This is a genomic window from Streptomyces sp. NPDC029836, from assembly GCF_055574495.1.
The window spans coordinates 533,390-552,554 of the sequence record NZ_JBVHZI010000003.1 but is presented as its reverse complement, the minus strand read 5'-3'; the positions used below and the strand labels follow the sequence as shown (position 1 = coordinate 552,554).

14 protein-coding genes are annotated in these 19,165 nt (G+C 75.8%); 11 read left to right on the top strand and 3 right to left on the bottom strand.

The window, feature by feature from the left end; genetic code table 11:
- The first annotated feature begins 121 nt into the window (after positions 1-121).
- From ACZ4XJ_RS13360 to ACZ4XJ_RS13325, 8 genes are all read left to right on the top strand, one after another.
- Entirely contained in the window at positions 122-1,276 is a 1,155-nt protein-coding gene (locus ACZ4XJ_RS13360; RefSeq protein WP_362877799.1) for an ATP-binding protein, read from the top strand.
- Positions 1,273-5,307, top strand: coding sequence for a DUF5682 family protein (locus tag ACZ4XJ_RS13355; protein ID WP_468496235.1), 4,035 nt, complete (start codon positions 1,273-1,275; stop codon positions 5,305-5,307). The genes ACZ4XJ_RS13360 and ACZ4XJ_RS13355 overlap by 4 nt, the downstream gene beginning before the upstream one ends.
- Positions 5,304-7,163, top strand: a complete 1,860-nt coding sequence (locus ACZ4XJ_RS13350) for a hypothetical protein (RefSeq protein WP_362877801.1) — start codon at positions 5,304-5,306, stop codon at positions 7,161-7,163. The genes ACZ4XJ_RS13355 and ACZ4XJ_RS13350 overlap by 4 nt, the downstream gene beginning before the upstream one ends.
- Positions 7,164-7,379: 216 nt before the next feature.
- Positions 7,380-8,129 carry a GmrSD restriction endonuclease domain-containing protein gene (locus tag ACZ4XJ_RS13345; RefSeq protein WP_468496234.1) on the top strand — a complete coding sequence of 250 codons (750 nt, stop codon included), beginning with the start codon at positions 7,380-7,382 and terminating at the stop codon, positions 8,127-8,129.
- Positions 8,126-8,407 carry a hypothetical protein gene (locus ACZ4XJ_RS13340; RefSeq protein WP_362877803.1) on the top strand — a complete coding sequence of 94 codons (282 nt, stop codon included), beginning with the start codon at positions 8,126-8,128 and terminating at the stop codon, positions 8,405-8,407. Before ACZ4XJ_RS13345 ends, ACZ4XJ_RS13340 begins: the two co-directional genes overlap by 4 nt.
- 105 nt (positions 8,408-8,512) lie before the next feature.
- A complete protein-coding gene (locus ACZ4XJ_RS13335) occupies positions 8,513-8,734 on the top strand; it encodes a DUF5302 domain-containing protein (RefSeq protein WP_362877804.1) in 222 nt (73 codons plus the stop codon).
- Between the two features lie 108 nt (positions 8,735-8,842).
- The gene (locus tag ACZ4XJ_RS13330; protein ID WP_362877805.1) at positions 8,843-9,256 is read left to right on the top strand and encodes a rodlin; all 414 of its coding nucleotides are present in this window, start codon (positions 8,843-8,845) and stop codon (positions 9,254-9,256) included.
- Between the two features lie 256 nt (positions 9,257-9,512).
- The gene (locus ACZ4XJ_RS13325) at positions 9,513-10,370 is read left to right on the top strand and encodes a glycoside hydrolase family 19 protein (protein WP_468496282.1); all 858 of its coding nucleotides are present in this window, start codon (positions 9,513-9,515) and stop codon (positions 10,368-10,370) included.
- Positions 10,371-10,398: 28 nt separating this feature from the next.
- Here ACZ4XJ_RS13325 and ACZ4XJ_RS13320 read toward each other — a convergent pair whose 3' ends face one another.
- The 3 genes from ACZ4XJ_RS13320 to ACZ4XJ_RS13310 form a co-directional block, all read right to left on the bottom strand.
- A complete protein-coding gene (locus ACZ4XJ_RS13320) occupies positions 10,399-13,158 on the bottom strand; it encodes a helix-turn-helix transcriptional regulator (RefSeq protein WP_468496233.1) in 2,760 nt (919 codons plus the stop codon).
- 241 nt (positions 13,159-13,399) lie between these two features.
- Positions 13,400-15,181 carry a S8 family serine peptidase gene (locus tag ACZ4XJ_RS13315; RefSeq protein WP_468496281.1) on the bottom strand — a complete coding sequence of 594 codons (1,782 nt, stop codon included), beginning with the start codon at positions 15,179-15,181 and terminating at the stop codon, positions 13,400-13,402.
- Positions 15,182-15,637: 456 nt separating this feature from the next.
- Positions 15,638-16,372, bottom strand: coding sequence for a DUF1838 family protein (locus ACZ4XJ_RS13310; protein ID WP_468496232.1), 735 nt, complete (start codon positions 16,370-16,372; stop codon positions 15,638-15,640).
- 277 nt (positions 16,373-16,649) lie between these two features.
- Here ACZ4XJ_RS13310 and ACZ4XJ_RS13305 point away from each other — a divergent pair, with 277 nt between their 5' ends.
- The 3 genes from ACZ4XJ_RS13305 to ACZ4XJ_RS13295 all read left to right on the top strand — a co-directional run bounded on the left by ACZ4XJ_RS13305 (position 16,650) and on the right by ACZ4XJ_RS13295 (position 19,080).
- A complete protein-coding gene (locus ACZ4XJ_RS13305; protein ID WP_362877808.1) occupies positions 16,650-17,633 on the top strand; it encodes a DUF1996 domain-containing protein in 984 nt (327 codons plus the stop codon).
- Positions 17,634-17,743: 110 nt separating this feature from the next.
- Positions 17,744-18,346, top strand: coding sequence for a sigma-70 family RNA polymerase sigma factor (locus ACZ4XJ_RS13300; RefSeq protein ID WP_362877809.1), 603 nt, complete (start codon positions 17,744-17,746; stop codon positions 18,344-18,346).
- A complete protein-coding gene (locus ACZ4XJ_RS13295; protein WP_468496231.1) occupies positions 18,343-19,080 on the top strand; it encodes a zf-HC2 domain-containing protein in 738 nt (245 codons plus the stop codon). The genes ACZ4XJ_RS13300 and ACZ4XJ_RS13295 overlap by 4 nt, the downstream gene beginning before the upstream one ends.
- The last annotated feature ends 85 nt before the right edge of the window (positions 19,081-19,165 follow it).

The following is a 19,165-nucleotide window of genomic DNA, read 5'->3' as shown; positions in this document are numbered from 1 at the left end:
CGGCGCGCGCCCCCGTGTCGTCCTCGACGGGCCCTTCTCCCGGCCCCTTCTCCTTCTTCCTTCTCCTCCCTTTTCCTCCCTTCCCTCCGCACTTGTCGACTTCCAGAACACAGAGGACCCGATGACCGTCACCGATCAGCCCGCACCCGCCCGGCAGGTCATGCCGGCCGAGGAGCGGTACGCCGCCGAACTCGCCTTCCTCGCCGCGCAGGACACCGGCCCCCGGCCGCCGGGCTGGGCCCTGACTCCGCGCGCCGTCGTGACGTTCGTGTGCGGCAGCGAGGGGGCCGAACTCGCCCTGCCCGGGCGTCGGGCCGGCCTGCCGTCGAAGCTGGTCATCGCGGCGAAGTTCGTCGGCGAGCGCGCCCTGGTGGAGCGCTGCGTGGTCACCCTCGCCGGTGAACGCGGACTGCTGCTCACCGGCGAGCCCGGTACCGCCAAGTCGATGTTGTCCGAGCTGTTGGCGGCCGCGGTGTCCGGCACCAGCGCCCTCACCGTGCAGGGCACGGCTGGCACCACCGAGGACGCCTTCCGGTACGGCTGGAACTACGCCCTGCTCCTCGCCCAGGGCCCGACGGCCCAGGCCCTGGTCGACTCCCCGGTGCTCTCGGCGATGCGGACCGGACGCGTCGTCCGGGTCGAGGAGATCACCCGCTGCCTGCCCGAGGTGCAGGACGCGCTCGTGTCGATCCTGTCGGACCGTCGGGTCACCGTCCCCGAACTGACTGCCACCGAGGACGCGTTGGTTTGCGCCGCCCCCGGTTTCACGGTCATCGCGACGGCCAACCTGCGGGACCGGGGCGTGTCGGAGATGTCCGCGGCCCTCAAGCGGCGCTTCAACTTCGAGACGGTCGATCCGATCGCGGACGCCGACGCGGAGGCCACGCTGATCCGGCGCCAGGCCGTCGCCGCCGTCCAGCGGGCCGGCGCCGCCTTCGCTGTGGACGACTCGGTGCTCGACGCGCTCGTCACCGTGTTCCGGGACCTGCGCTCGGGCCGGTCCGCCGAGGGCTGGGACGTGGAGCGGCCCGGCACCGTCATGTCCACCGCCGAGGCCGTGCAGGTCGCGGCGTCGCTGGGGGTGGCCGCCGCGTACCTGCCGGGCGGTGACGCGCTGGACCTGCTGCCGGGGCACCTGCTGGGCGTCGTGCGCAAGGACGATCCGGCCGACCACGGACGGTTGCTGGGGTACTGGGACGGCCCGGTCCGGCGCCGGGCCGAGGACGGCTCGGCGATGTGGCGCCGCCTCTGGGACCTGCGCGGGAGCCTGCGTTGACGGTCACCGACCAGACGGCCGGCCCGGCGGCCGAGCCGCGGACCGCGGTGGCGGCCCTCGCCGCGTCGCGCGCGCCCTACCTGCTGGGCGTACGCCACCACAGCCCCGCCCTGGCGGCGGTGGTACCGGCGCTGCTGGAGGCGGCGGGGGCCGAGGTGGTCTGCGTGGAGCTGCCCGCCGACTTCCAGCCGTGGCTGGAGCACCTCGCCGATCCGGAGACCGTGGCGCCGGTGGCGCTGGCCGGCCTCGGACGCGAAGACCGGCTCGCCTTCTACCCCTTCGCGGACTTCTCCCCCGAGCTGGCGGCGATCCGCTGGGCGCGGGGCCGGGGCGTGCAGGTCGTCTGCTGCGACCTGCCGCTGACCGACCCGGGCTGGTCCGACGCGGCCCCGGAGCCCGGAGCGGCGCCCGGCGACGCGCCGGAGCCCGGAGCCGGGTCCGACGGGCGGGCGGCGACCGGTGGCGGCCCGGCCGGTGCGGGGCCGCCGGAGGCCGGACGCGCCGGAGCAGCGCCGCGGGACGCCGAACCGGCGGACGCCGGACGCCGGCCGGGGGCGGAGACCGGTCACCCGGCCGCCGCCGGGCGGGTCTTCGCGGACGCGCTCGTCGCGTCGGGTACCGGGCGGGAGGGTGAGGACCTGTGGGACCGGGCCGTCGAGGTACTGGCCCCCGGGTGCTCCGCCGAAGCGGTCCGCCGCGCCGCGCTCGGCGTCGGCTGGGCCCTGCGGTCCGACGCGGGGACGGTACCCGCGACGGACCTGGCCCGCGAGGCCCACATGCGACGGGTGATCGCAGAGGCGGGCGCCGGAGGACGCCGGGTGGCCGCCCTCATCGGCGCCTTCCACGCCCCCGCACTGCTCCCCAGCGACCCGGACCACGAGGTTCCCGCACCCCGGCACGCGGCGGACGCGGGTGCGGAGGCGAGCACCCTTCGCCCCGCCGACGCCCCGAACGCCACCGACGGCGCTGGGACCGGACGCTCCGCCGGGCAGGACACGGCTCCGGGTGCGACCGCCACCGAGGCGGACGCACCCGACACGGCCGGGGCCCCGGCGCTGTCCGGGGCCGTTCCAGCCGTCACCGGGACGGGCCGGGGCACGGCGTCGGGCACGGCGTCGGACGCAGCCTCCGGCGTAGCGGGCGCGACCGGCGCAGCCGGGGCGGCGAGCACCGCCACCGGGCCCGCTCGCGCATCGGCCGCGCGCGGGGGCCCGTCCGTCGATGCCGGCGAGCGGCCCGCGAAGAGTCGGCCGTCGGATGTCGGGGACGGCGGGGCGGAGGTGGTGACCTCCTTCGTGGCGTACTCGTACGACCTGCTCGACTCCCGATCCGGCTACCCGGCCGGGATCCGGGACCCGTTGTGGCAGCAGGCCGTTCTGGAAGCGGGCGGTGACCCCGTACGGGTGCGGGAGGCGGCGTCGGTCGCCGTCACCGGCGTGTGCCGGGAGCTGCGCCGCGCCGGGCACACGGCCGGCACCGGGGAGGCGTCGGAGACGCTGCGCCTCGCCTGCGACCTGGCGGTGCTGCGCGGGCTGCCCGCGCCCGGTCGGGGCGAGCTGTTGGAGGCCGTGACGACGGTGCTCGGGCAGGGCGAACCCCTCGGTCGGGGGCGGGCGTTGGCCCGCGCCCTGGAGGCCGTACTGGTCGGCGCGGGCCGCGGCCGCACCACCCCGCACGCCCCGCGATCGGGCCTCGGTCCGTCCGTGGAGGCGGAGCTGGCCGAGCTGAGGCTGCCGTCGCCCGAGGAGCCCGCGTCCCGCGAGGTGCGCCTCGACCCGTTGCGTTCCCCGCTGGACGCGCGCCGCGAGGTGTTGCTCCAGCGCCTGCTGGTCTGCGGCGCCTCCTACGGCGAACCCGTCGCCGTCGCCGCGACCGGTGACGGGGCCGCGCTGGGCAGCAAGTGGCGGCTTGCCTGGACGCCCTCCGTCCCGGCCCGCCTCGACCTGGCCGGCGTCCGCGGCGTGAGCGCCGCCCAGGCCGCCGCCGGCACCCTGCGGGACACGGCGCGCCGCGAAGCCGCCGCGGGCGGCCCGACGGCCGCCCAGGTGCTGGCCGGGCTGGCCGCCGCCGCGCGCTGCGACCTGCCCGCGCTGGTCGACGTACGGCTCGTGGAGGCGGCGGAGGTGCTCCCGGACACCGCCGGGCTCCCGGAACTCCTGGAGGCCGTCGATCTGTTGGAGGCCCTGCGGCGCGGACACCTCCCCGGCGCCTCCGCCGGGGCCCGGGACACCGCCGGGACGCTCATCGGGGACCTGTTGGAGACCGCCGTACGGTCGCTGCCCGGACTGGCCGGCAGCGACGACCTCGCGGACGCCGGCGCGCTGGTGGCCCTCGCCGACCGGGCCGCGTCCCGCCTGCTGGGGCTGCGCATGGACGCGGCCCTGAGCGAACTGGCGGACACCGCATCGCCGTTGATGCGGGGCGCGGCACTGGCCGTACGGGTCCTGCTGGACCTGGATCCGGTGGCGGAGCTGGGCCGGCGGACCGCCGCCTGGGTCGACGCCGCGACCGCCCCCGAGGGGCGCCGGGTCCTGGCCCGACGGCTCGCCGGGGTGCTCGGCGCCGCCGGCCCGCTGCTGGACTCCTCCCCGGCCGCCCTGACCCCGCTCCTGGACCGGGTGGACAGCCTCGGCGACGAGGCGTTCCTGGAGCGGCTGCCCGCGCTGCGCGCGGGTTTCGACTCCCTCGCCCCGGCCGCCCGCGAGCGGCTGCTGGAGACGGTGACGGAGCGGCTCGGCGACCGCGTCGACCTCTCCCTGGACGCGCCGCCCGCGCTGCTCGCCCTGTGGGCGGCGGCCGACGCCGCCGGCGCCGCCGCGCTCAAGGAGCTGCCGCTCCCCGCGCCTTCGGTCGCGGCGCGGGCGCCGGTCCCGGGGGCGCCGGACGCGCCGCGTTCCGCGCCGCCGACGGAGCGGCGCCTGGCCCCCGCCGATCGGTGGCGGCTGCTGCTCGGCCGGCAGCGCGACCGGCTCCCGGCCGACGCCCGGCGCTACGCCCGAGCCCTCGACGAGCTGTACGGGGCGGGTCGGGGCGAGGGCTCGGCGGATCTCGACCGGGGCGGTCGGGGCGGCGGGGACGGGGCCTCCTTCCCCACCGCCCGCGAATGGGCTCACGAGCTGGAGGCGCTCTTCGGCGCCGACCTGCGGGAGGAGGTGCTCGCGGACGCGGCCGGGGCGGGCCGCACCGATGTGCTGGCGCAGCTCGACCCGGCGTCCGTACGCCCCTCCGTGGAGCTGCTCGGCTCGGTGCTGTCGCTGGCCGGCGGCATGCCGGAGAGCCAACTGGCGCGGCTGCGGCCCCTGGTGCGGCGGCTGGTCGACGAGCTGGCCAAGGAGCTGGCGACGCGGCTGCGGCCGACGCTCTCCGGACTGTCGACCCCGCGCCCGACCCGCCGCCCGGGCGGCGCGCTCGACCTGGCCCGCACCCTGCGGGCGAACCTCGCGCACACCCGCCGGCTGGACGACGGCCGGGTGGTCGTCGTCCCGGAGCGTCCGGTGTTCCGCACCAGGGCGTCCCGGGAGAGCGACTGGCGGCTGATCCTGGTGGTCGACGTCTCCGGCTCGATGGAGGCGTCCGTCATCTGGTCGGCGCTGACGGCGGCGGTCCTCGGCGGGGTGCCGACGCTGTCCACGCACTTCCTCGCGTTCTCCACCTCGGTGGTGGACTTCACCGACCGCGTCGAGGATCCGCTGTCGCTGCTGTTGGAGGTCCGGGTCGGTGGCGGGACGCACATCGCGGCCGGCCTCGCGCACGCCCGTTCGCTGATCACCGTGCCGAGCCGCACCCTGGTCGTCGTCGTCAGCGACTTCGAGGAGGGCGGGCCGCTCGGCGGGCTCCTCGCCGAGGTGAGCGCCCTGGCCTCCTCGGGCGCCCACCTGCTGGGCTGCGCCGCGCTCGACGACGCGGGCGCGCCCCGGTACTCGGTGCCGGTGGCCCGGCAACTCGTGGCGGCCGGCATGCCGGTGGCCGCCCTCAGCCCGCTCGCCCTCGCCCGCTGGGTGGGCGACCGACTCCGTGGAGAGCCCCGTTGAGCACCACCAGCACCGCCGCGCCGTTGCCGCCCGTCGCCCCCGAGGTCCTCGCGCGGGCGGTGGAGGACCTGAGCGCCCGGCTGCGCAAGAAGCTCGACGCGGCCGTGGCGGGATGCGCCGGCTCGGCCCGGGCGGAGCCCGACGGGAGCGTCACCGTACGGTTCGGCGAGGACGCGGTGGTGACGTTGCGTCCGGGCGCCACCGGGGTGGTCACGGAGGCCGGGCAGGCCGTCTGCGGCTGCCTGCTGGCGCCGCGCTGCCTGCACCGGGCCGCCGTGCTGGGCGCGGCTCCCCTCGCCGACCCGGCGGACGCACCCGTAGCGGAACCGGAGTCCGTGACCCCGCCCGTGGGGCCGCGGGCGTCATCGGACCCCGACGGCGGAGCCGGGACCGCTTCGGTGGCTCCGAGCGGCGGCGCACAGCCCCTCACCGCCGCCGCACGGGCGGCCGGCGCCGCGCTGTGGACGGCGTCGGCCGAAGCGCTCGCCGCCGGGGTCACGGCCGGGGGCGCGGTGGTCCAGGCCGAGTTGCTGCGGGCCGCCCACTCGGCGCGCGTGGCGGGGCTGCCGGCGGCCGAGGCGGCCGCGCTGCGCGTCGTACGGGGCCTGCGCGCGGCGCGGGACCGCGACGCCGCCCAGGGGCTCACCGACCTGACGGCGGCCTTCGCCGGGCTGCTGCGGGTCGCCGCGCTGCTGGCCTCGGGCGCCGGCGGCCCGGGCGTGACCGACGGCGGCCGGCGGGCGTACGGGGCCGGCGGCAGCCTGCGCGTCCAGGGCCTGTGCCGGGAGCCGGTGCTCAGCGCCACCGGCTACGGCGGCGTGGTGACCCACCTGCTGGGCGCGGACGGCGCCCCGTACTCGGTGTCCGACGTGCGCCCCGGCGGGCTCGCGCGGGCCCGGGGCGCCGGGGCGGCGTCCGTCGCGCTGGGCGGAGGCGTCCTGGACCACGCGGGTCTTGCCCGCGGCGGCCTGCGCGTCGTCGGCGCGACCGTCTCCGCCGACGGCCGGCTCGGCGCCGGGCGCGGCGTCCGGGCGACCCCGGTCCCGGGCCTGACCTGGAACCAGGAGCCCCTCGCGGCGCTCTTCGCCCGGCCGGCCGCCGAAGCCGTCGCCGCGCACCAGGCGAGCGGGGCGCCGGAATCCGGGACGGACCTGCTGGGCTGTGACGTCGAGGTGGCCGGCGCGGCGGGCGAGTACCTCCTGGTACGGGAGCTGTCCGCGGCCGGCGCCGTACGACCGGACGCGCCCCTGCTGCGGCTGCGCCCCGCCCACCCGCACCCGGAGCTGGCGCACACCGCCAACCTGCGCCGGCTGGCCGGGCATCCGGGCCTGGCGGTACGCGTCCTCGGGCGCCCGGACCTGGATCGGGCGGCGACGCTGCGTCCGCTGGCGGTGGGGCCGGTCCCGGGGGCGGAGCACACGCTGCGGCTGCCGCCGGAGTGGCTGGACCGGGCCGACCTCGGCTACGACCGGCTCCAGGGCAGCCACTTCCCGGACGGCGGCTCCCCCGGGGCGCTGCCCGGCTCCTGCGATCCGGGCCCGGATCCGCTGGCCGACTCGCCCCTGTGGCGGGTGCGCCGGCTGCTGGAGGCGGGCGTCGCGGGCGGTCGTCGCGCGGTGGCCGGCTCCGGCCGGGGCCCGGAGCCGCTGCCCGCGTACGCGCCGCTGCGCCGTGCCGGGTTCGCCGCGGCGGCCGACCTGGCGGGGGCGCTCGTCCTGGAGGCGGACCGGCGGCCGCGGAACGCCTTCGGCCGTCTCGGCGATCCCTCCGCCGACGGGTACGCCCGCGCCTGGCTGGCCTGTGCCACCCACTTGGCGGCCGCCCAACGCTCCCTGGTCGCCGCCTCCTGGAGCTGACCGGCGCCCCGGCCGGGTGGCCGGGTGGCCGGAAGTCGGCGCGCCCCCGCACGCCGCGCCGCCGCCCCGGGGCGGCTCAACAGGGCTGCCAATGGACCGACTTGGCCCGCGCGGGCGCAACACGCGGCGACTCGGTCGGCCCGCCGGGGGGTTGGATGTCCGGTTATGGGTAGGCTGCACCGGACAGTGGGCGGAGTCTCCTCGGGGCGGGGTTTCATGGTGCGTCAGACAGGTCTGGGCGTCGCGGTCGTGACCGCGGTGCTGCTGCTCGGCAGCGTCGGATGCGGTGAGCAGGTCCCCGGGGACGGGAAGGGCGGCGACCGGCCGGGCGCGACGGCGACCCCGAGCGCCGCCCCCTCCCCTTCGCGGGCGGCGCCGTCGGGCGACGACGCGAAGCCGGTCGCCGGCGACGTACTGCCGGGCATGGTCAGCGCGGCCGTGGCCCGGTCGCAGCTGGCCGCGCTCACGGTCGGCAAGCCCGGCACGATGGCCGGGTACAGCCGCGACAGGTTCACCCACTGGGCCGAGCAGGGCAGCAAGTGCGACACCCGCGAGACCGTACTGAAACGGGACGGAACGGATGTCGCGCAGGACGCCGAGTGCCGCGCCGTCTCGGGCCACTGGAAGAGCCTGTACGACGGGGCGTCCTTCACCGAGGCCGCGAAGCTGGACATCGACCACATGGTGCCGCTGGCGGAGGGCTGGCGCTCGGGGGCCGCCGGCTGGGACGCGGCCAAGCGCAAGGCGTTCGCCAACGACCTGACCCGCCCGCAGCTGCTGGCGGTCTCCGCGTCCTCCAACCGCTCCAAGGGCGACCAGAGCCCCGACCAGTGGCAGCCGACGGACCGGTCGAGCTGGTGCCAGTACGGGCGCGCCTGGACCACCGTCAAGTCCCACTACGGGCTGACCGTCACCGAAGCCGAGAGGGCCACCCTCACCACCATGATCGACACCTGCGCCGGATGACGGCCCCCGAACCGTGGTGCCGGCAGGACGACGTGCCGGCCGGACCGGGCGGCGCCATGACCGACGAGGTCGGGGTGATCACCGGTCCGCTCACCCTGCGGACCACCGCCGGCGCGGACGGCGAGGTCCGGTTCGCGGTCCAGTACCAGGGAGCGGACGAGTGGTACGCGCTGACCGGCAGCCCGGTCGCGACGGGCGATCCGGCCGCGCTGCACCGCGCGGCACTGGCCGCGATCCGCGCCGGCGGCGGGGCCGAAGCACCCCGTCCGGGCTGCTGAGCGGCCCGGATCGGGGGGCCGGCCGGCAGGCGCGGAGGCAACGCGATGGCCTGAGCGCCGCCCGACTGACAGACTGGGGCAACTTGATCACCCCAGGAGGCAGCCATGTCAGACGAGAACACCACCCCGCAGGCCGATGCGGCGCAGACCGACGCACCGCAGGACGAGACCCCGGCCGAGGAGGCGAAGCGGAAGTTCCGCGAGGCCATGGCGCGCAACGCTTCCCATGCCCAGTCCCAGCAGTCCCACCAGAGCCGGGCCAAGGTACAGGGATCCAGCAGCGGCGCGGGCGGCAAGAACAAGAAGGTCCGTCGCAAGACCGGCTGACCGGGCCGATCGTTGGGCCGCATGGGTGACGCGCGATAACCACCGGCGCCGGACGCAGTTGATCAGGACGTCCCGCCGGGGACAGCTCATGCGACAGAAGGATCAACGATGCTCAAGAAGTTCATGGCCACTGCTGCGGTCACCGCCTCCGTCATCGGCACGGGTGCCGTCATGGCGTCCCCGGCGATGGCCATCGGCAACGACAACGGCGTGAACACCGTCAACGGCAACGGCGCCTCGCAGGTCTACGGCAACCAGTCGACCGAGGGCGCCATGAGCCCGCAGCTCAGCGCGATCCAGGGTTCGCTCAACAAGCTCTGTGTCGGCCTGCCCGCGAAGGTCAACGCCCAGTCGCTGGTCGCGGTCCTCGCCAACATCGGCGTCCAGGACGTCAACGTCCTGTCCAACCCGCAGAACCAGCAGTGCGCCGAGAACTCCACCCAGGCCAAGGGTGACGAGTCGCTGTCCCACCTCGTGGACAACATCCCGGTCCTCTCCGGCAACCTCTCGGCCGGTAGCTGATCCGTTCGGCATCCGAACCGGCGTGACGACCCAGGTCGTCGCGCCGGTTCGGCGTTTGCGGCCCCGCGCGGTCCCCCGCACCGGATGTGGCAGCCGCGGACAATATTTGGTCTAGACCTTGACAGGTCCAGACCACTTCGGTTCAGTGGCGGTAGTCGTCGCCCCCACACCTCGCGACAATTCCCCCCACTTCAGGAGTAGTTACGTGATACGTGCCGCCCGACGCCGCGCCCTCTCCCTCGCCGCAGCTGCCGCGATGACCCTCGGCCTCGCCGTCGCCCTGCCCGCGTCCTCCGCCTCGGCCGCGCCCGCCTGCGCCGGCGCGTGGGCCTCCTCCGCCGTCTACACGGGCGGCGGGACCGTCTCCCACAACGGCCGCAACTGGCAGGCGAAGTGGTGGACCCAGGGCGAGACGCCCGGGACCACCGGCCAGTGGGGCGTCTGGTCGGACCAGGGCGTCTGTGGCGGCGGTGGCGGCCAGGACCCCGACCCGTCCGGCTTCGTCGTCAGCGAGGCCCAGTTCAACCAGATGTTCCCGAACCGGAACCCCTTCTACACCTACAACGGCCTGGTCGCGGCGCTGTCCGCCTACCCCGCCTTCGCCAACAGCGGCGACGAGACCACCAAGCGCCGCGAGGCGGCCGCCTTCCTCGCGAACGTCTCGCACGAGACCGGTGGGCTCGTGCACATCGTCGAGCAGAACACCGCGAACTACCCGCACTACTGCGACGCGACCCAGCCCTACGGCTGCCCGGCCGGGCAGGCCGCGTACTACGGCCGCGGACCCATCCAGCTGAGCTGGAACTTCAACTACAAGGCGGCGGGCGACGCCCTCGGCATCAACCTGCTCGCCAACCCGTACCTCGTCGAGCAGGACCCGGCCGTCGCCATGAAGACGGCGCTCTGGTACTGGAACACCCAGAACGGTCCGGGCACCATGACCCCCCACGCGGCCATGGCCAACGGCGCCGGCTTCGGCGAGACCATCCGTTCCATCAACGGGGCGCTGGAGTGCAACGGCGGCAACCCCGCGCAGGTGCAGAGCCGCGTGAGCAAGTACCAGAACTTCACCCAGCTGCTGGGCGTCACCCCGGGCAACAACCTCACCTGCTGATCCGCACCGGCCGCCGCGCCGCCCGGGCTCAGTGCCCGCGCAGCGCGGTGGCCAACTGCGCGCGGGAGCGCACGTCGAGCTTCTGGTAGATCCGGGTGAGGCGGGCCTCGACGGTCTTCACGCTCAGGAACAGCTTGGCGGCCGCTTCCTGGTTGCTGGCCCCGGCGCCGACGAGCAGGGCGAGCCGGGCCTCCGCCTCGGTCAGGGCCGCCACCCCCGGATGCGGGGCGGCGGCCTCCGGCGCGGTCTCCCGTGTCAGGCCGAGCCAGGGCTTCGCCCCGGCCCGCTCGAACACCTCGGCCGCCGCGAGCAGCGCGGCCCGCGCGGGGGCCCGGCGGCGGCGCCTGCGCTCGACCCGGGCCAGCGCCAGCAGGGTGCGGCCGTGCTCCAACGGCAGCCCGAGGGTCTCGAAGCGCCGCGCCGTCTCCTCCAGCAGGGCCACGGCCGGCTCGGCGTCCCCCCGCGCCGACAGGCACAATCCCCGGGCCCGGTCCAGGGCCGCGAGCACGGGAGTGCGTCCCAGCGCGCGGGCCACCGGAGCGACCCCGTCCAGCAGTTCGGCGGCGCGGTCGGGGGCGTCGGCCGCGACCAGGGCCTCGGCGAGCTCCCCGTGCCAGCGCAGGATCGACGGGTCCACCACCTGTTGGGCGCCCTCCAGCTCGGCGACCCGGCACAAGGTGGCCGCCGCCTTCGCCGCTTCCCCGGTGGCCAGTTCGACGGTGCCGAGCGCGTAGAGGCCCCGGGACAGGAAGACCTGGTCCTGCTCCTCCTCGGAGGCCCGGATGCCGCGGCGGGCGTACCCGGCGGCCCGGGCGAAACTGCCGCCGGCGGCCTCGGCGGTCGCCGCGACGTACCAGGCGGGGCCGGGCGACAGGCCGGCCTCGATGGTCAGCTCCACGGCCCGGCGCGCGTGCGCGGCGGCCGCGGCGCACCGGCCCCGCCGCAGCTCGACCTCGGTGAGGCTGCGCAGCACCTCGAAGACGTCCTCGGCGGATCCGGTCCGTTGGACGGCGGGCAGCAGCGCGAGGAGCTGGCCGTGCGCGTCGCCGAGCCGGTCGTCGAAGAGGGCGTGCCGGACGGCGAGGTACTGGGGCGCGTTGCGCATGCCGAGGGGGACTTCGGGGGCGGGCAGGGCCAGGGCCTCGGCGAGGATGTCCTCGGCGTCGTGGTCCCCGAGGATGCGGCCCATCCTGGCCCGTACGGTCAGCGCCATGGCCTCGGCGACCTGGTCGCCGCCCGCTTTGGCGAGGGCCCCCGCCTCGGCGGCGGCGTCGCGCGAGCGGACGGGGTCCCCGTCGCTCAGGTTGAGCTTCCAGGCGATGCGGAGCTGGACGGCGGCCCGGAGCGAGGGGTCGCCGGCGGCGTCGGCGACCGCGTTGGCGAAGGTTTCGTCGAGGTCGGCCAGGGCCTGGCCGGCGGCGTCGATCACGGCGAGGCGGGCCCGGACCCGCTGGGCGGGCGAGGCGTCACGGGCCAGCACGGCGCGGGTGGCCCGGCGGGCGAGGTCGGCGCGGCCGGCCCACCCCGCGTCCTCGGCGGCGCCGACGAGGCGGGCCAGCTCCTCCTGGGGCAGGGCGGCGGGCGTGCGTTCGGCGGCGAGCAGTCCGAGTTCCGCGGCGAGGGCGCGTTGGCCGCGGCGCCGGCAGGAGTCGGCGGCGGCGGTGACCTCGGCCGCGAGCCGGGCGTCGGGGTGGTCGACGGCGAGCGCCCGGTGGCGGACGGCCTGCACCGGGTCGTCGACGGCGTCGGCGAGGGCCGCGTGCCCGGAGGAGCGTTCGGGCCAGCCGGAGTCGGCGGCGAGCACGGTGGCGACGGCGCCCGCGGTGAAGGCGACGGCTCCGTCGGCCCCGACGGTGACCAGCCCGGCGCGTTCGGCCTCGGCGAGCTCGGCCTCCGCGTCGGGTCTGCCGGCGCGGCGCAGCAGCGCGGTGGTGGGGCGGGCGGTGAGGGCGGCGAGGAGCAGGGTGCGGCGGGCCCGGGCGGGGGCTTCGGCCAGCAGCCGGCGGGCGACGTCGCGGGCCTGGCCGGAGACGGGCAGGGTGTCGGCGTGGTGGGCGCCGCCGTCGCGGGTCCCGGCGGCTTCGGCGAGGGAGTGTCCCAGTGCCAGGGCGAGGCGCGGGTTGCCGCCGCTGGCCTGGTGGATGCGGCCGGCGAGCCGGGCGGGCAGGTCGTGGCGCAGCAACAGTTCGGCCACTTCGTCGGCGCCGAGCGGGGGGACCCGGACGGCCGGGGTGCCGGGGCCGCACAGGGGTTCGGCGACGGGGGTTCCGGCGTGCACGCACTCGGCGGCGAGGACCCGTACCCGCGGTGGGGTCAGGCGCAGGGCGAACCGGAGCAGATCGGTGGTTTCCGCGTCGAGCCACTGGGCGTTGTCGAGGACGAGGAGGACGGGCCCGGAGGCGGCCAGGGTGCGGAGCACCTCGACGAGGGCGAGCCGCAGCGCGACGTGGTCGCGGCCCGCTCCGGTCGCGACGGTCTCGCGGCGCAGGAGGGCGATGGCGGTGCGCTGGGGTCCGGCGAGCCGTTCCAGGGCGGCGCGGGGCACGGTGGCGAGGAGGGCGGCGGCCGAGGCCTCGGGTATCCACCGGTCCGCGGCTTCGGGGGCGAGCCTGAGCACGGTTTCGCGCCGACCCTCGGCGGCGGCCGCGACGGCGCGCGCCACCTCGGTCTTGCCCGCTCCGGCCGGTCCGACGAGGACGGCGCGGCCGTGCGTGGTGAGCGCCCGGTCGACCGCCTCGATCAACTCTCCGTGTCCGACGTTCGCGTCAGCGTTCCCCGTCGCCGCCACGCCACCAGCCTTTCGGTCCCCGGTCCTGTGCCTTTCCTGTGAGACGCGACAATACGAGGTCGGCCGCCGGACGGACCCGGATTGTGACGCAGAATTCAGTCGGGCGACAGGAAAGCACGACGAACCTGCCGGTACGGGAGGTACCGGCAGGTCCGCGCGCTGGGATGGTCCGTACCATCGGCCCGTCAGAACGGAGTTGGGGGGCTCCGCGGGGGCCGGGGGGACCGGGGTCCGGTGCGGGTCAGAAGCCGAGGCTCCAGGAGTCGATCTTGCCGGTGTCGCCACCGGCGTTGTCGTTGACGCGCAGCTTCCAGGTGCCGTTCGCGACCTCGGAGGAGGCGTTGACGGTGTAGGTCTGGTTGATGTTGTCGGTGCTGCCGCCGGCGCGGTTGTGGACCGTGTAGACGGAGCCGTCGGGGGCGACGAGGTCGACCTTCAGGTCACCGATGTAGGTGTGGGCGATGTTCACGCCGACCTTGAGGGCGGCCGGGGCGTTGCCCGCGACGCCGGTGACCGTGAGGGAGCTCTCGACCGTGGCGTTGTCACCGATGGCGACGTCCGTGGTGTTCTCGAAGGACGGGGTCGTGGGCGTCGTGGAGGTCACGGCGTTCACGGTCGCGGTCGCGTCGGCGAGACCGGCGCCGCAGCCGCCGGTGCAGGTGCCGGCCAGCGGGCGGGCGTTGGCCTTGATCGCGGCCTCGATCTGGGCCGGGGTCAGGGAGGTCTTCGCCGACTTCATGAGGGCGGCGAGGCCCGCGACGTGCGGGGCGGCCATGCTGGTGCCCTGGTACGGCTTGTAGGACTCGGCGCCGGGGGTGGTGGTGCCGGCGTTCAGGGTGGAGAGGATCGCGTTCTCGGGGGTGGTGACGGTGCCGGGCGTGTCGGTGGCGCGGCGGGTCTCACCGCCCGGGGCGGCGATGTCGATGATCGTGCCGAAGTTGGAGTAGTACGAGCGGTCGCCGGCGCGGTTGCTCGACGCCACATTGATCACGTTGTTGCAGCTGGCCGGGGAGAAGCCGGACGCGTTCGCGTTGCTGTTGCCGGCGGCGACGACGACGGTCGTGCCGCGGCCGACGGCCGCGTTGATGGCGTTCTGGTAGCTGGAGCCGCAGGTGCCCGAGCCGCCGAGGCTCATGTTGATGACCTTGGCCGGGGTGGCGTTGGCCGGGACGCCCGCGACGGTGCCGCCGGAGGCCCAGGTGATGGCGTCGACGATGTCCGAGGTGGCGCCGCCGCACTTGCCGAGCACGCGGACGGGCTGGATCTTCGCGCCGTAGGCGATGCCGGCGACGCCCTTGGAGTTGTTGGTGGCCGCGGCGATGGTGCCCGCGACGTGGGTGCCGTGCCAGGAGGAGGTGCTGGCCTTCGAGCCGACGCCGCACTCGCCGTCGGTGGCGTTCCAGTCGCCCTCGTCGGCGGGGTTGTTGTCCCGGCCGTTGCCGTCACGGGCCTCGGAGGACGTCGAGATGAAGTCGTAGCCGGCGACGGTGTTGGGGGCGACGTCCGAGTGGGCGACGTAGCCGGTGTCGATCACGGCGACGGTGACGCCGGAGCCGGTGGTCTTGTCCCAGGCGGCGGGCACGTTCATGCCGGCGGTGGGCTCGAAGAGGTCCCACTGCTTGGCGTACTCGGTGTCGTTCGGGGTCACGGCCATGGCGTAGGCGCGGGTGTCCGGCTCGACGTAGGCGACGTCCGGGTCGGCGCGGAACTGGGCCATCACACCGGCGGCGTCGGCCGGGGCGACCGATCCGCCCAGGTTGACGAGGGCGGCGCCGGTGCCGAGGCGGCGGTCGAACTTCGCCTTCTTGCCGGCCTTCTTGCCCTTCGCGGTCGCGTCGTCCGCGGCCGCGGTGTTGGAACTGGCCTCGGAGGCCGAGGACTTGTATCCGACGATGAGGTTCTCGACCGGCGCACCGGCGGGCGCGGCGGGGGCCGCGGCGGCCGGGAGGGAGGTGGCCGGGTCGTTCTCGGCGGTCACGGCGACCGAAGCGGTCGCGGAGCCGGCGAGGAGGGTGACCGACATGGCCACCACGGATATGAGCCTGCTGCGTCTGGATGCGTGCACGGTGTTCCCTTTCGAGGGCCGTTTCCGGGCAGGCCGGAGCGGCCGGTCGGTGCAGTGTGGGAGGTGAACCGGCGGCCGCGGGGTCCGGGGCGGACTGGTCAGTCCCCGCCCCGGCCACCGCCGCGCGCCGCGTCGCCCGGCCGCGACGGCGGGGCAGGGCAACGGCGATCCCGGCGATCCGCGTTCCCCTCGCGCTTCACACCATGTGGGGTTGGTGCGGGGGCGGTTCGGGTCCGGTGGATCGCCGGTGGGCAGACAGTAGGCAACGCGGAGATGAACCCGATACGGGGAAAACCCTTGTCCGGACCCCTACGCGCCCGCCCCCGCCCCCGGTGCGGCCGGGGACGGGGGCGGGTGAGGGGGCGGGTGAGGGGGCGGGGTACGGGACCGGCGCGGGGCAGGGCCCGCGGGGGTTCACCGCGGGTTGAGCCGGCGGAAGTAGGTCCAGCTGGACTCGTTCGGCTCGGTCCACTTCTGCGGGGCCGAGGCGAATTCGGGGTGGCGGGCGGCGATGTGGTCACGGGTGCGTTCGGGGACCTCGTCGTACGAGCCCAGCTTCGCGCCGCGGCAGTGGAAGGCGAGCCCGCCGGGGCGTTGTCCCTGCTCCATCCAGGGGAGCCACGGGGACATCCGCGTCCAGGACATGGTCGCGGGCACGCTCGGCGCGTCGCCGGCGAGGGCCGCGGCGGGCGCGAAGAACTGGAACAGCTCCAGGGCCCGGTAGGTGTCCGAGGCCGAGTTCAGCGGGTAGTCGGCGACGGACAGCGGCGAGGGGTAGGCGAGGGGGATCTCCAGGCTGAAGCAGACCTGGTCGCCGAGTTCGGTGCGCGGGACGGGGAAGGGCCGCAGCGTCAGGTTCGCCGGGTCGTTCCACACGTGGACCACCGGCTTGTCCTGCCAGGTCTCCAGGATCTCCCGAGTCGTCGGGTCGAGGTAGAAGGCCGCTTCGCGGGAGAGCAGCCGGTAGCCGCCGCTCTCCTCGTCGGCCTCCAGTCGGCTGACGTTGAGGCCCTCGAAGCCGAAGATCCTGCCGTAGGGCTCGTCGGGGGCCCAGGAGTGGACGTCGCCCGTCCACCGGAAGGTGACCTCGGCTCCGTCGAGGGAGGCGCGGGTGCGGGCGAAGTCGTGGAGGAGTTCAGCCGGTGTCATACGGAGAACTCTGCGCGGCCGCCCGGCGGCCCTGCAAGGCACTCTCCGGCCGTCCGGGTCCGCCCGGGAGGGTCCGGGACCGGCGAGCGGCGTACGGGGGGCGCGGGGGCCGTCCGGGTGGGTGTGCCGTCGGGGGTGCGGGCCGGGCGGCGCAACGTCGGGCGGGACGGTCCCGGCGACTTCGGGAGCGGCCGGACCGCGCCTACAATCACACCGGGCTCCCGGCGCGAGGACGCCCCGTTGACGACCGTACGGAGCACCGGCAACCGTGACCGCCATGGGGAATGAACACCGCCTGCTGTGGCCCCTCGTCTGCCTGGTGCTCGGCACCGGCCTGGTCGCCGCCGTGCTGGGCGCCTCACGGGCCGCCGCCCCGCAGCACGGAGAGGTGGCGGGGGCGTACGTGGACATACGCGAGGTGCCGCGCGAGGCCGCGCCCCCTACCCCGACGGGCCCCGAGGGCTCCGCGGGGAGGGTGACGGTGGACTGCGGCCGCAACGCGGAGGGCCACTGGAACGAGGACAACCTGGTGGTCTCGCCGGGCCTGCGGGCCGGCGCCCACCACACGCACGCGTACGTCGGGAACCTGTCCACCGACGCCATGTCGGACGACGCCTCGCTGGCCGCGGCCGCCACGAGTTGCTCCGGCGGCGACCGTTCCACCTACTACTGGCCGGTGCTGCGCCGCCTCGACCGGCCGGGGACCCGCGCCCACGAGGTCTCGGCCGGACACGGCAACGCCGGCGAGATCCTCCCCGAGGCCGCGGTGGGCGTCGAGTTCCGCGGGAGTCCGGTGAGCAAGGTGGTACCGATGCCGCGCTTCCTGCGGGCGATCACCGGTGACGCCGTCGCGTACACGGCCGGCAAGGACGCCGACGTACGGGCCCGCTGGGGCTGTACCGGCTTCCCCGACCGCTCGACCACCGACTACCCGCGCTGCCCGGCCGGCAGCCTGCTCACCCGGACCCTGGTCTTCCCCAGTTGCTGGAACGGGCTCGACACCGGCACCCCCGGCCACCGCTCGCACCTGCGCTTCCCCTCCGCGCAGGGCGTGTGCCCGCAGGGCACCTTCCCCGTCCCCGAGCTGCGCCTCTCGCTCTCCTACGCGGTGGCGGCGGGCACCCCGGTCGCGCTCGATTCCTTCCCCGAGCAGCGGCACAGTCCGCGGACGGACCATGCCATGTTCGTCGACGTGATGACCGACGAGCGGATGCGGGAGGTCGTCGGCTGTCTCAACGAGGGCCGCGTCTGCCGGACTTGAGCGGCCCTCCACCGGTCCGCGCGAAAGTGACGCACCTCACCTGAACCATTCGTCCGTCCCCGGCGTGTTCCGACCGCACCACGTAACACGAGGAGGACGGAGAGGGTCAGATGGCCGGACCACTGTGGCCCCGCACTCGGCGGGGCTCGACCGACGAAGCACTGATCAGGACGGTCTACGAGGACCACGGCCACGCCCTGCTCGCGTACGCGACGCGGCTGACCGGGGACCGGGCCGCCGCCGAGGACGTCGTCCAGGAGACGCTGATCCGGGCGTGGCGGCATTCCGAGGTCCTCGTCAACGGGAAGGGCTCGGTGCGCGGCTGGCTGCTCACGGTGGCCCGCAACATCATCACCGACCGGTACCGGGCCAAGGCCGCCCGGCCCGCGGAGGTGTCCGGCTCGTCGGCCGCTCCGCCGGTGGAACTCGACCACGCGGACTCGGTGGTGGACTCCATGACCGTGCTCGGCGCGCTCGACCGGCTCACCCCGGAACACCGGGACGTGTTGACGGAGTTGTACTACCGGCAGCGCAGCGTGACCGAGGCGGCCGACCGCCTGGGGATTCCGGCGGGAACGGTGAAGTCGCGCGCGCACTACGCCCTCAAGGCGTTGCGCGAGGTGTTCTCGGACAGCGGCAGGGACGACAGCAAGGACAGACGATCAGCCCGGCCGCCCCAGCAGCCCGGCGGACTGCGGGAGGTGGTGGCATGAACCGGCAGCGGCACGAGGAGGAACTGCTCGGACCGTACGTGCTCGGTGTCCTGGACGAGGAGGACGTGCGGCGGGTCGAGGAGCACCTCGGCACCTGCTCGGGGTGCCGTGAGGAGGTGACGGCTTTGCGCGAGTTGGAGAGCGTACTGGGCGAGGTGCCCGAGGAGGCGTTCCTCGACGGTCCCCCGCAGGGCGGCGACCTGCTGCTCCAGCGGACGCTGCGGCAGGTCCGCGGCGAACGTTCCACGGCCTCGCGGCGGCGGGTCGCGCTGGTCGCGGTGGCGGCCGCGGCTTCGATGGCGGCCGTGTTCTGGGCCGGTACTCGGCTCGCGGGGGACGCCGGTCCCGGCGTCGCGTTGCCTCCGCCGCCGTCCCCGACCGTGTCCGCGGCGCCCTCTCCCCCGGTGGCGGGCACCCGGGTCGCCTCGGCGACGGACCGGGGCACGGGCGCGCGGATGACCGTACAGGTGACGCCGGCGCCGAAGTGGGTGCGGGTGCACGCGGCGGTCACCGGAGTGCCGCCGGGCGAACGCTGCCGGCTGGTCGTGGTCGCCCGGGACGGTACGCGGACCATCGCGGGCGGCTGGGTCGTGGGCACGGCCGAGCACGGCGAGGGCAAGGGCGCCTCGCTGGACGGCACGGCGGCGGTCGATCCCGCGCAGGTGCGGGAGGTCCTCGTCGAGAACGAGGCGGGACGGACCTTCGTGTCCGTGCCGGTGCCCGCGCCGGCGTAACGGGCCCGGGACCCCGCCCGTCGGGCCGGGGACGTGACGGAGCCCGGGAGCGTGTCCAGCTCCCGGGCCCCTGTTTGCCACCCGA